10 protein-coding genes are annotated in these 12,043 nt (G+C 71.4%); 6 read left to right on the top strand and 4 right to left on the bottom strand.

Features of this window, described 5'->3' with window-relative positions; genetic code table 11:
* Nucleotides 1-19: 19 nt before the first annotated feature.
* Nucleotides 20-1,507, top strand: a complete 1,488-nt coding sequence (locus ACGFZS_RS28705; protein WP_393797539.1) for a cytochrome P450 — start codon at nucleotides 20-22, stop codon at nucleotides 1,505-1,507.
* Here the strand turns inward: ACGFZS_RS28705 and ACGFZS_RS28710 are convergent.
* Nucleotides 1,504-2,460, bottom strand: a complete 957-nt coding sequence (locus ACGFZS_RS28710) for an RluA family pseudouridine synthase (RefSeq protein ID WP_393797540.1) — start codon at nucleotides 2,458-2,460, stop codon at nucleotides 1,504-1,506. The two genes, ACGFZS_RS28705 and ACGFZS_RS28710, sit on opposite strands and share 4 nt — an antisense overlap.
* 82 nt (nucleotides 2,461-2,542) lie before the next feature.
* Nucleotides 2,543-4,072 carry an amino acid permease gene (locus tag ACGFZS_RS28715; RefSeq protein WP_393797541.1) on the bottom strand — a complete coding sequence of 510 codons (1,530 nt, stop codon included), beginning with the start codon at nucleotides 4,070-4,072 and terminating at the stop codon, nucleotides 2,543-2,545.
* 210 nt (nucleotides 4,073-4,282) lie between these two features.
* Here ACGFZS_RS28715 and ACGFZS_RS28720 point away from each other — a divergent pair, with 210 nt between their 5' ends.
* The 3 genes from ACGFZS_RS28720 to ACGFZS_RS28730 all read left to right on the top strand — a co-directional run bounded on the left by ACGFZS_RS28720 (nucleotide 4,283) and on the right by ACGFZS_RS28730 (nucleotide 6,884).
* Nucleotides 4,283-4,915 (top strand): PadR family transcriptional regulator, encoded by a 633-nt coding sequence (locus ACGFZS_RS28720; protein WP_393797542.1) that lies wholly within the window; start codon nucleotides 4,283-4,285, stop codon nucleotides 4,913-4,915.
* A gap of 188 nt (nucleotides 4,916-5,103) precedes the next feature.
* Nucleotides 5,104-6,111, top strand: a complete 1,008-nt coding sequence (locus tag ACGFZS_RS28725; RefSeq protein WP_393797543.1) for an ATP-binding cassette domain-containing protein — start codon at nucleotides 5,104-5,106, stop codon at nucleotides 6,109-6,111.
* Complete coding sequence (locus ACGFZS_RS28730; protein WP_393797544.1) at nucleotides 6,108-6,884, top strand: ABC transporter permease; 777 nt, start codon at nucleotides 6,108-6,110, stop codon at nucleotides 6,882-6,884. Before ACGFZS_RS28725 ends, ACGFZS_RS28730 begins: the two co-directional genes overlap by 4 nt.
* Before the next feature lie 124 nt (nucleotides 6,885-7,008).
* On the opposite strand, the gene ACGFZS_RS28735 is transcribed toward ACGFZS_RS28730, so the two are convergent.
* Nucleotides 7,009-7,857, bottom strand: coding sequence for a siderophore-interacting protein (locus ACGFZS_RS28735; protein WP_393797545.1), 849 nt, complete (start codon nucleotides 7,855-7,857; stop codon nucleotides 7,009-7,011).
* A gap of 115 nt (nucleotides 7,858-7,972) precedes the next feature.
* Nucleotides 7,973-8,902: a 5'-3' exonuclease H3TH domain-containing protein gene (locus ACGFZS_RS28740; protein WP_393797546.1), complete on the bottom strand. Its 930-nt coding sequence runs from the start codon at nucleotides 8,900-8,902 to the stop codon at nucleotides 7,973-7,975.
* 185 nt (nucleotides 8,903-9,087) lie between these two features.
* On the opposite strand from ACGFZS_RS28740, the gene ACGFZS_RS28745 reads away from it, so the two are divergent.
* Both ACGFZS_RS28745 and ACGFZS_RS28750 read left to right on the top strand, forming a co-directional pair.
* Nucleotides 9,088-10,161 (top strand): glycine betaine/L-proline ABC transporter ATP-binding protein, encoded by a 1,074-nt coding sequence (locus ACGFZS_RS28745; RefSeq protein WP_393797547.1) that lies wholly within the window; start codon nucleotides 9,088-9,090, stop codon nucleotides 10,159-10,161.
* On the top strand, nucleotides 10,154-11,944 hold the full coding sequence (locus tag ACGFZS_RS28750; protein WP_393797548.1) for an ABC transporter permease/substrate binding protein: 1,791 nt from the start codon (nucleotides 10,154-10,156) through the stop codon (nucleotides 11,942-11,944). Before ACGFZS_RS28745 ends, ACGFZS_RS28750 begins: the two co-directional genes overlap by 8 nt.
* The last annotated feature ends 99 nt before the right edge of the window (nucleotides 11,945-12,043 follow it).

Raw genomic sequence — 12,043 nt, forward strand, 5'->3', positions numbered from 1 at the left:
TCTCCCCGGAGCGATCACTGTGACGCCTGAATCCCCCGTCCCGGCCGGCACCAGCACCGACCCGGCCCCACCGCCCGGCTGCCCGGCGCACGACCCCGGCCCCGGCGGACTGCAACGGCTCTACGGCGCCGGCGCGGACCACCTGGGCGAGCTGTACGAGAAACTGCGCGAGGACCACGGAGCCGTGGCCCCCGTCCTGCTCCACGACGACGTGCCGGTCTGGGTGGTCCTCGGGCTCACCGAGAACCTCCAGATGGTGCGCACGCCGGCCGTCTTCACCCGCGACAGCCGCGTCTGGACCCCGCTGCGCGAGGGCATGGTCAAGCCCGACCACCCCCTGATGCCGCACATCGCCTGGCAGCCCATCTGCTCGCACGCCGAGGGCGACGAACACCTGCGGCTGCGGGCGGCGGTCCAGGGCGCCATGACCACCATCGACCACCGCAGCATCCGCCGCCTCATCGGCCGCTACACCCAGCTGCTGGTCAACGAGTTCTGCGAGAAGGGCCGCGCCGAGCTGGTCTCCCAGTACTCCGAGCATCTGCCGATGGCCGTCATGTGCGAACTGCTCGGCATGCCCGAGGAGTACAACGACCGGATCGTGGAGGCCACCCGGGACGCGCTCAAGGGCACCGAGACCGCGATCGCCAGCAACGAGTACGTCATGGGCTACCTGACCCGGCTCACCGCCCGCCGCCGGGCCCGCTCCGAGGACGACTTCACCAGCCACCTCGTCAACCACCCGGCCGGACTCAACGACGACGAGGTCGCCCAGCACCTGCGGGTCGTCCTCTACGCCGCCTACGAGACCACCGCGAACCTCCTCGCCAACGCGCTGCGCATGGTCCTCACCGAGCCCGGCTTCCGCGCCCAGCTCAACGGCGGCCAGATGACCGTGCCCGAGGCGATCGAGCAGTCCCTGTGGGACGAACCGCCGTTCAGCACCGTCTTCGCCTACTTCGCCAAGCAGGACACGGAACTCGGCGGCCAGCGCATCCGCAAGGGCGACGGACTGCTCTACGCCCCCGCCCCGGGCAACGTCGACCCGCGCGTCCGCCCCGACCTCAACGCCAACATGCAGGGCAACCGCTCGCACCTCGCGTTCGGCGGCGGCCCGCACGAGTGCCCCGGCCAGGACATCGGCCGGGCCATCGCCGACGTCGGCGTCGACCAGCTGCTCACCCGTCTCTCCGACATCCAGCTGGACTGCGACGAGGACGAGCTGCGCTGGCGCGCGTCCATCGCCTCCCGGCACCTGGTCGAGCTGCCGGTCCGCTTCGACCCGAAGCCCAAGCAGGACGTCACCCTCATGCCGAGCCCCGCGCTGGTCCCGCCGCAGCGCAGCGACTGGCAGCTCGGCACGGTCCGCCCGGCCGCCGCCCCGGCCGCCCCGGAACCGGTGGAGCCCCCTCCGGCTCCGGCACCCGTCGCCCCGGCCGCGCCCGAACCGCCGGCCGCCCCGCGCGGCATCTGGCCCCGGCTGCGCCGCTGGTGGCTGGGCCGCTAACGGTCCGGCCGACCGGCCCAGTCCTCGTACGACTCCCAGGCCCGCAGCGCCCGCCCGCTGACGAGCCGATGCTCCACCCCCGTGACCGGATCGGTGAACTCCAGCCGCCGCGCCAGCAGTTGCAGCGGCCGCCGGAAGTCACCGTCCGGCACGGGGCCGGTCACCACCGGATACAGCGGATCACCGAGAATCGGCACCCCCGACGCGCTCATGTGGACGCGCAGCTGATGGGTCTGCCCGGTGCGCGGGCTGAGCCGGTACCGCCCCAACGCACCCCTGGTCTCCACCAGTTCGATCAGCGTCTCCGCGTTGACCGGCCCCTCGATCTCTCTGGCCGCAGGCACCCCGCGCTCCTTGAGGATCCGGCTGCGCACGGTCCGGGGAAGCGCGAGCGAGGGATCGTACGGCGCGATCGCCTCGTACTCCTTCCGCACCCGCCGCTCGCTGAACAGCGTCTGATACGCCCCCCGCTCCTCGGGCCGCACCGTGAACAGCACCAGCCCGGCCGTGAGCCGGTCCAGCCGGTGCGCGGCCCCGAGCGAGGGAATCCCCAGCTCCCGCCGCAGCCGGGCGAGCGCGCTCTCGGTGACGTGACTGCCGCGGGGAGTGGTGGCGAGGAAGTGCGGCTTGTCGGCGACGACGATGTGCGCGTCGCGGTGGACGACGTCGAGGGAGAAGGGGACCGGGACCTCCGGGGGCAGCTCGCGGTGGAAGAAGAGGTAGAGGCCCGGGGCGTAAGGGGTGCGGGCAGCCACCGGCTGCCCGTCGGCGCCGACGACAAGCCCCGAGTCCAGCATCTCTTCCACGACACCGGGCCCGGCTCCGGAGAGCCGGGCCACGAGGTATTCGCCGACGGTCGCCCACTCACCAGAGAAGGGCAACCGCACCCGAACGGGGTCCACCCCTTGGCGCTGGGGGAGGGGAGAGGGCGGGGCTGTGGTCTTACGTCTCATTTGCAGTCAAGGCTAAGGGGAACGCCCCTTTAGGGGCGCGGGGAACTGCGCGACCAGCCCCCACGCACCCGCACCCGACCGCCTACCCCACAGGTTCCGGCACAGCGACCGCACTTCGGGACTCCGCCCGGGCGAGTCTCCAGACCCCGCCCACCACCACAGTCCCGACCAGGAACAACACGGTGAACCACCGGAAGTACCAGTGGCCCCCCGCCGGGTCGTACACCGCCCCCCGAGGCCACGCCAGGTTCACGGTCATCACCAGCCCGTACAGCAGCGCGACCGCGTTGACCGGCACCCCCCACCGCCCCAGCGAGAACAACGGCGCCCCGGTCTCGTCCGTGCCCTCGACCCGGAACTCGCCCCGCAGCCGCCGCACCAGCAACGGCCCGGTCACCATCGCGTAGGCGAGGTACAGCATCACGATGCACGTCGTCCCGATGGCCAGAAACGCGTCCGGGGAGACGAAGTTGAGCAGCAGCAGCGCGGCGGACAGCACCCCCACCACCACGGCCGGCGCACTCGGCATCCCGGTCCGCGGGTTCACCCGCGCCAGCCGGTCGGCGAACGGCAGCTGCCCGTCCCGCGCCATGGAGAACAGCATCCGGGAGGCCGCCGTCTGGATCGCCAGCGTCGCCACCGCGATCGCCACCACGACATCGGCCAGCAGCACCCGGCCCACCCCGTCCCCGAGGCTGCTGGTCAGGACGTAGCTGAGCCCGTCCACCCCCAGCCGCCCGTCGGTGAGGCTGGGCGCGGCCAGCAGCCCGCCCAGCACCACGAGGCCGCCCAGCAGGCCCGCCGCTCCCAGCGCCGTGAGGATCGTGCGCGGAGCGGTGCGCCGGGGCTGGTGCGTCTCCTCGCTCATCTCGCCCGCGCTGTCGAAGCCGATCATCACGTACGCGGCGGTGAACGAGCCGACCAGCAGCGCGCCCAGCAGCCCGCCCTCGGCGGCCGTCCCGGTGTGGAACGTGATGCCGGGGGAGCGCTTGGAGTGGGTGAGCAGCAGCACGACGATCAGCACCGCGCCGATGATCTCGGCGGTCACCCCGACCCGGTTGATCACGGACATCACCCGGTTGTCCATGACGTTCACGAGGGTGGTCAGCACCAGGAGCACGACGCCGAGTACGGCCGCGTTGGCAGCCCCGTCGGCAGACGTCGGCGCCGCGTCCGTGCCGATCAGCTGGAAGCCGGACCAGAGCGCGGGCAGCACCATCTGCAGGGCCAGCGCGGCCGCCGCGACCACCACGATCTGCCCGATCACCATGATCCAGCCGGCGAACCAGCCGAACGCCGGGTTCGAGAGGCGGGAGGACCACTGGTAGATGGCGCCGGAGATCGGGTAGCGCCCGGCCAGTTCGGCGAAGCAGGCGGCCACCAGCAGCTGGCCGATCAGCACGGCCGGCCAGGCCCAGAAGAAGACCGGGCCGCCGAACGCGTACCCGAAGGCGAAGAACTGGAAGACGGTCGTCAGTACGGAGATGAAGGAGAACCCGGCGGCGAACGAGGCGTACCGGCCGAGGCTGCGGTGCAGTTCCTGGCGGTAGCCGAACTCCTCCAGGGAGTGGTCGTCGGTCTTCCTCAGCGAACGTTCGTCGGTGGTGGTCACGGCGATACCTGCCTGTCAGGCGGATTTCCTGTCGAGCGACAGAAATTAGGGACGTGCTGTTTCCGCCGCGTCACACCGGCATGTCCGGGGCGGGCCCAAGTGCTCACGTCCTTGCGTGACCGCCTCAGACGCGATACATCGTGTGTATTGACGTTCGCGTAGGGCACGCGATATGTTCGGTCACGGATATTCGGAGGCGAGGAGGTCGGCGTGGCGGTGAAGCGGCGCAAGCTCGGCAATCCGCTGGCGCTCGTCGTGCTGACGACCCTGTGGCAGAAGCCGATGCATCCGTACGAGATCGCCCAGACCCTGCGCCGTCAGGGCAAGGACACCAGCACCCGGATCAACTACGGCTCGCTCTACACGGTCATGCGGAACCTGGAGAAGCACGGCTTCGTCGAGGTGGCCGACGTGGAGCGGCAGGGCAATCGCCCGGAGCGCACGGTCTACGGCATCACCGAGGCCGGGCGCGAGGAGATGGTCCACTGGCTGTCGGACCTGATGGCCGTCCCGGCCAAGGAGTACCCGATCTTCGAGACGGCGCTCTCGCTGATGGGCGCCCTGCCGCCGGACGAGGTCGAGCGCCTGCTGGCGGAGCGGCTGAGCTCCCTGGAGGTGGAGGTCGCCGGCGGCCGTGCCGTGCTGGAGAAGCTGCACGAGACCCTGCCCCGGCTGTTCGTCGTCGAGGTCGAGTACCACCTGCACATGCTGGAGGCGCAGACCGCATGGGTCCGCGGCTTCGTGCGGGAGATACGGGACGGTTCACTGCCGGGCGTCGAGGGCTGGCGCCGGTTCCACGAGACCGGCGAGTTCCCGCCGGAGTTCACGGAGGTGGACCGGTAGCAGAACCAGTGGACCGGTAACAGAAACAGACCCCGGCGGAGCTGTTGCAGCAGCCCCGCCAGGGTCTCGAACCCCGAGCTGAACCCGCCGAGAGGCAGATCCGGGCGATCGAGGTGCGGCACACCCAGGATAGCCCGGCGCTCCTCAGGCGGATCAGCTGTCATCCGCTCATTCAGGAGAGCCCTGTCATGAACACCCGTGCGCCCGCAGTGCAGGCGCGCCAGCTGATCAAGACCTATCCCGGCGACGTCACCGCCCTCAACGGCATGGACGTCACCGTCGAACCCGGCGTCGTCTTCGGGCTCCTCGGGCCCAACGGCGCCGGCAAGTCCACCACCGTCAAGATCCTCACCACCCTGGCCCGCCCCGACTCGGGCACCGCCACCGTGGCCGGCCACGACGTGCTGCGCCACCCGGACCGGGTGCGCCGCGCGATCGGCGTGGTCGCCCAGAACTCCGGCGCCGACCCGGTCGCCACCGGCCGGGAGAACCTCCGGCTCCAGGGCAGGCTCTACGGCCTGCGGGGTACCGCCCTCGACCGCCGGGTCGACGAACTGCTGGACCGCTTCACCCTCACCGACGCCGCGAGCCGCCCGGTCAAGGGCTACTCGGGCGGGATGCGGCGCCGCCTCGACGTGGCCCTCGGCCTGGTCCACCGACCGGAGGTGCTCTTCCTGGACGAGCCCACCACCGGACTCGACCCGGAGGCCCGCACCGCGATGTGGGAGGAGATCGGCCGGCTGGCGGGGGATGAGGGGCTGACCATCCTGCTCACCACGCACTATCTGGAGGAGGCCGACCGGCTCGCCGAGCGGATCGCGATCGTCGACCGCGGCCGGGTCGTGGTCGAGGGCACCCCCGACTCCCTCAAGGGCGAACTCCGCGGCGACGCCGTCCACCTGGAGCTGCGCGAGACCCCCGGGGACGCCGGCCGCACCCTGCTCGCCGGCGCCCTGACCGGGCTGCCGGGGGTGCACGAGGTGCTCTTCGACGGACGCCGGATCAGCGTCCGGGCGGACGACGGGGCGGTCGCCGTACCCGCGCTGCTCGCCGCCCTGGAGCGGGCCGGGGTGAGCGTGGCCGCCGCGACCGTCGCCCGCCCCTCCCTCGACGACGTCTATCTGCGCTACGCGGGCCGCCGCTACACGGAGGCCGACACCGCGGAGGCGCTCGCCCTGGCCGGAGGTGCGCGATGAGCAACGCCCTGACCCAGACCTGGTACATGACCCAGCGTCAGCTGCTGGTCTTCGCCCGCCAGCCCGCGTACGCGATCATCACCCTGATCCAGCCGGTGATCTGGCTCTTCCTGTTCGGCAGCCTCTTCAAGAAGGTCGTCGAGCTGGGCGGCTTCGGCACCACCTCGTACCTCGACTACCTGGTGCCGGGCGTGGTCGTGATGAGTGCCCTCAGCTCCAACATGTGGGCGGGCATGGGCACGCTGGAGGAGATCCAGCGCGGCACCCTCAACCGCTTCCTGACCACTCCGGTCAGCCGGGCCGCGCTGATGAACGGCAACGTGGTGAACAACGGCCTGATCACCGCGGGACAGTCACTGATCATCGTGCTGCTCGGGCTGCTGGGCGGCGCCGACTACCCGGGCGGGATCGGCGGCATCGCGGTCCTGGTGGTGGCCGCCGTGCTGCTCGGCACCGTCTTCGGGGCGCTGTCCAACGCGCTCGGCATGCTGGTGCGGGAGCGGGAGTCGATCATCGGGATCAACACCTTCCTGCTGCTCCCGCTGACCTTCCTGTCCAGCGCCTTCATGGCACCGTCCCAGATGCCCGGCTGGATACGGCACATCGCCGACTTCAACCCGCTCGACTGGGCGATGGTGGCGGGCCGTTCGGCGATGTCCGCGGACCCCGACTGGGGTGCGGTGCTCGGTCGCGGCGGCGCGCTGCTGGCGCTGGCGGTCGCGGCCGTATGGCTGTCGATCAGGACCTTCCGCTCCTACCAGCGGTCGGTGTGACCGGCCCCCACGGATGACACGGACCGGCGGCGCCTCCGGGTGCCGCCGGTCTCCGGGCCCTTTGGATCACGCGGTCTCCAGGCCCCTTGGGTCACACGGTCCTCGGGCCGGGCTCACGGATTTCTCAGGCGGCGGCCGCCCCGCCGCTCTCCTGCTCCGCCTCGATACGGGCGTTCCAGTCACGCTTGGAGGCCTGCCAGCCGTCCTCGTTGTGGCCCAGGCGCCAGTAGCCGGAGATCGACAGGTCCTCGCGCGGGATCCGGCGGTCGACGCGCAGCAGCGCCCGCAGCTCCTTCACGAAGCTCGCCTCGCCGTGGACGAAGGCGTGCACCCGGCCCTCCGGGAACTCCAGCGCCCGTACCGCCGCGACCAGGGCCTGGCCGACCGGCCGGTCCCCGCGGTGCAGCCAGACGACCGGCACATCGGAGTCGATCTTCTGCTCCTCCTCGGGGCCGGGCACCTCGATGAAGGCGAAGGCCCGCGACCCGGCGGGCAGGGACTCCAGGGAGCGGGCGATCGCGGGCAGCGCGCTCTCGTCGCCGGCGAGCAGATGCCAGTCGGCGTCCGTGTCGGGGGCGTAGGCGCCGCCGGGGCCCATGAAACGCACGGTCTCGCCCGGCTGGACGCGGCACGCCCACGGCCCGGCCAGGCCCTCGTCGCCGTGCACGACGAAGTCCAGGGTCAGCTCACGGTGCTCGGCGTCCCAGGCGCGCACCGTGTAGGTCCGGGTCACCGGCCAGTGCTCGCGCGGGAACTCGGCGCGGATCCGCTCCAGGTCGAAGGGCTCCGGATAGGTGACGCCCTCCGGGCCGAAGAGGAGTTTGACGTAATGGTCGGTGCAGGTGTCCGCGGCGAAGCCGGCCAGTCCGTCACCGCCGAGGACCACACGCTGCATGTGCGGGGTCAGCCGTTCGGTGCGCACGACCTGGGCGGATTGGGGCTTACGCGGCTTGCGACCCGGGCGCTCTGCCATGACCGGTCTCCCTGCTCCATTGGTTAGGTTTACCTAAGTTAGCACCTCGATCCCAGTTAACACCTCTTCCATGAACACTTGATGAGCGCGTTTTGCCAGAACAATTCTCAGGCCGTCACCCGCCGAGTGTCACCAGCAGCCGGTGCAGCGAGCCGCCCAGGCCCCAGCGCGCCGCCAGCGCGTCCAGCCGGGCCGGGTCGCGCGGGGCCTTCGGCAGCACGGTGTCCACGTCCGGCAGCGGTACGTCACCCGCGACCCGGACCACCTTGGGCGCCACGGCGACATACGGGCGGGCCTCGTCCAGCCGCTTGCGCTGCGACGGGGTGAGCTTCGCCTTCGGGTCGTCGACGGCGGCCATGATCCCGGCCAGGTCACCGAACTCGGCGAGCAGCTTGGCGGCCGTCTTCTCACCGATGCCCGGCACGCCCGGCAGCCCGTCGCTCGGGTCGCCGCGCAGCAGCGCCAGATCCGCGTACCCGGGCCCGTCCACCCCGTACTTCTCGCGCAGCCACGCCTCGTCCGTCGTCTGCAGGGTGCCGACGCCCTTCAGCGGGTACAGCACCCGCACCCGGCGCCCGTCGTCCACCAGCTGGTAGAGGTCACGGTCGCCGGTGACGATGTCCACCGGGCCGTCGGCGCGCGCGGTGAAGGTGCCGATCACGTCGTCCGCCTCGTACCCGGCGACGCCGACCCGGGCGATCCCGAGCGCGTCCAGCACCTCCTCGATCACCGGCACCTGCGGGGAGAGGGTGTCCGGCACCTCCTCCGCGTCCGGTCCCGTCTCCCGCTCCTCGGCGACCCGGTGGGCCTTGTAGGAGGGGATCAGGTCCACCCGCCACTGCGGCCGCCAGTCGGCGTCCATGCAGGCCACCAGCCGGTCCGGGCGGTGGTCCTTGACCAGCCGGTCGATGAAGTCCAGCAGCCCGCGCACGGCGTTGACCGGCGTGCCGTCCGGCGCCTTCACGGAGTCCGGGACGCCGAAGTAGGCGCGGAAGTACAGCGAGGCGGTGTCGAGAAGCATCAGTCGTGCGGTCACGCCACGCATCATGCCGTACGGCACTGACGGCGACCGGTGCTCCACGACGGGTCGGGGGCTGTGCAGACCTGGTGACCTGGCCCACTCATGCGTTTGACCTGCGCGGACCCGGGCAGGCGCGGCTTCTGTCCTGCGCCCCCGAGGCGCCGGGCCCTTTGTTTCCAAGGCCCCGCGCCCCCGAGAGAGAGGTTCGTGTGTCACCCAGGCTTGAGACCGAGCACCTGTACAAGGTGTTCGGCAGACGAACGGACGAAGCGGTGGAGCGGCTCCGCCAGGGCACCGACCGGGAGGAGCTGCGCGCCGACGGCACCACCGCCGCCGTGATCGACGCCTCCTTCCAGGTCGAGGCCGGCGAGATATTCGTCGTGATGGGCCTGTCCGGATCCGGCAAGTCCACCCTGCTGCGCACACTCAACGGCCTGCTGGAACCCACCGCGGGCCAGGTCCGCTTCGACGGCCAGGACCTCACCGCGCTCACCGACCGCGAACTCCGCGAACTGCGCTCGCGGAAGATCAGCATGGTCTTCCAGCACTTCGCGCTTTTCCCGCACCGCACCGTCCGCGACAACGCCGCCTACGGCCTGGCCGTGCAGGGCGTGCCCCGCGCCGAACGCGACCGCCGCGCCGACGAGGCCCTGGCGCTGTGCGGACTGGCCGGCTGGGAGGACTCCTGGCCCGACGAGCTGTCCGGCGGCATGCAGCAGCGCGTCGGTCTGGCCCGTGCCCTGGCCACCGACGCCGACCTGCTCCTCATGGACGAGTCGTTCAGCGCCCTGGACCCGCTGATCCGCCGCGACATGCAGGACCAGCTGCTGGAACTCCAGAAGACCCTGAGGAAGACCATCGTCTTCATCACCCACGACCTCAACGAGGCCATGCGCCTGGGCGACCGCATCGCCGTGATGCGCGACGGCCGGATCGTCCAGACCGGCACCGCCGAGGACATCCTGCTGCGCCCCGCCGACGACTACGTGGCCTCCTTCATCCAGGACGTCGACCGCTCCCGCGTCCTGACCGCCGCCGCCGTCATGGACCCCGAAGTCCGCGGCGACGAGGCGGACTGCGGCTGCGCCACCGCGACCCCCGACACCCCGTTCACCGAACTGTGCGCGCTCAGCGCCCGGTTGAGCCACCCGGTCGCCGTCCTCGACGCGGAGGACACGGTCGTGGGCGTCGTACCGAGGCAGCGGCTGGTCGGCTTCCTCGCGGAGGCGGACGACACGCCCGTGGTCTGCGACGGCGGAGAGCAGGTGACCGCCCGTGCCTAGGCTGCGTCTCGGCGACTGGGTCGACTCCGGCGTCAACTGGCTCGTCGCGCACATGTCCTGGCTCTTCGACGCGATCCGTACGGTCGTCGAGGGCATGTACGACGGCATCGACGGCGTCCTCACCGCCCCCGCACCCCTGCTGCTCGCGGGCATCCTCGCGGTACTGGCCTGGTGGCTGCGCGGCGCCGGCGCGGGCGTCCTCGCCTTCGCCGGGTTCGCGCTCGTCGACTCCCTCGACCTGTGGGACCGGGCCATGTCCACCCTGGCGCTGGTCCTGGTCGCCACCGTGATCGCGCTGGTCGTCTCGGTACCGCTGGGCGTCTGGGCGGCCCGTTCCAAGGCGGTCAGCGCCACCGTGCGGCCGGTCCTGGACCTGCTGCAGACCATGCCGTCGATGGTCCTGCTGATCCCGGCGATCCTCTTCTTCGGTCTCGGCACCGCCGCCGGTGTGATCGCCACCCTGATCTTCGCGCTCGCCCCCGGCGTCCGCATGACCGAGCTGGGCATCCGCCAGGTCGACGCCGAACTGGTCGAGGCCGCCGAGGCGTTCGGCACCACACCCCGGGACACCCTGCTCCGCGTCCAGCTGCCGCTCGCGCTGCCCACCATCATGGCGGGCGTCAACCAGGTCATCATGCTGGGCCTGTCCATGGTCGTGATCGCCGGCATGGTCGGCACCGGCGGCCTCGGCGGCGCCGTCAACGAGGCCATCGGCCGGCTCGACATCGGGTTCGGCTTCGAGGCGGGCGTCGGCATCGTCGTCCTCGCCATCTACCTGGACCGGATGACCAGCGCGCTCGGCACCCAGCTCTCCCCGCTCGGCCGCCGGGCCGCCGCCAAGGTCCGCCCGACCCCGTGGACCCACCGCCCCCGCCCGGTGGTGGCCGTCGTCGGCGTGGTCGTCCTCGCCCTGGTCGCCGGAGGGATGGGCGTCTTCGGCTCCGCCTCCGACAGCACGGACCGGGCCTCGGCCACCAATGTCGGCCAGGGCAAGGAGCTCAAGATCGGTTACATCCCCTGGGACGAGGGCATCGCCTCCACCTTCCTCTGGAAGGAGATCCTGGAGGAACGCGGCTACCGGGTGACCACCACCCAGTACACGGCCGGCCCGCTCTACACCGGCCTCGCCACCGGCCAGCTCGACTTCGAGACCGACTCCTGGCTGCCCACCACGCACGCCGAGTACTGGAAGAAGTACGGCAAGCAGCTCGACGACCTCGGCAGCTGGTACGGGCCCACCTCCCTGGAGCTCACCGTCCCCTCCTACGTGAAGGACGTGAACTCCCTGGCCGACCTGAAGAACCACGCCGCCGAGTTCGGCGGGAAGGTCGTCGGCATCGAACCCAGCGCCGGGATGATGGGCCTGCTCAAGACCAAGGTGCTCAAGGAGTACGGCCTCGACGGCACCTACCGGGTCGTCGACGGCTCCACGCCCGCCATGCTCGCCGAGCTGAAGCGGGCCTACGCCAAGAAGCAGCCCATCCTGGTCACGCTCTGGTCCCCGCACTGGGCCTACAGCGACTACGACCTCAAGAAGCTCAAGGACCCGCGGGGCGCCTGGGGCTCCGGCGACGGCGTGCACACCCTCTCCCGCAAGGGCTTCGCCGACGACAACCCGCGGGTCGGCAAGTGGCTCAAGGACTTCTCGATGACGGAGCGGCAGCTCACCGGCCTGGAGGCCGCCATCCAGAAGGCCGGCGAGGGCAGGGAACAGGACGCGGTGCGCTCCTGGCTGAAGCGGAACCCCGGTCTCGTCGACCAGTGGGCGCCGGTCGGGACCTGAGCGGCCGGGCGGGGTGTGGCGCACCCCACCCCGCCCACCCGGCACCGGTCGGGGCCCGGGGCCGTACGCTCTGACGCCCCGCCCCCGCGCCTTCCTGTG

Source organism: Streptomyces sp. NPDC048288, from assembly GCF_043201555.1.
GTDB lineage: Bacteria > Actinomycetota > Actinomycetes > Streptomycetales > Streptomycetaceae > Streptomyces.

Excerpts from the sequence above, each read along its gene's own strand:
- ACGFZS_RS28725 (WP_393797543.1), top strand. The coding sequence starts at position 5,104 with ATGAACACCCGTGCGCCCGCAGTGCAGGCGCGCCAGCTGATCAAGACC.
- ACGFZS_RS28730 (WP_393797544.1), top strand. The coding sequence starts at position 6,108 with ATGAGCAACGCCCTGACCCAGACCTGGTACATGACCCAGCGTCAGCTG.
- ACGFZS_RS28735 (WP_393797545.1), bottom strand. The coding sequence starts at position 7,857 with ATGGCAGAGCGCCCGGGTCGCAAGCCGCGTAAGCCCCAATCCGCCCAG.
- ACGFZS_RS28710 (WP_393797540.1), bottom strand. The coding sequence starts at position 2,460 with ATGAGACGTAAGACCACAGCCCCGCCCTCTCCCCTCCCCCAGCGCCAA.
- ACGFZS_RS28740 (WP_393797546.1), bottom strand. The coding sequence starts at position 8,902 with ATGCGTGGCGTGACCGCACGACTGATGCTTCTCGACACCGCCTCGCTG.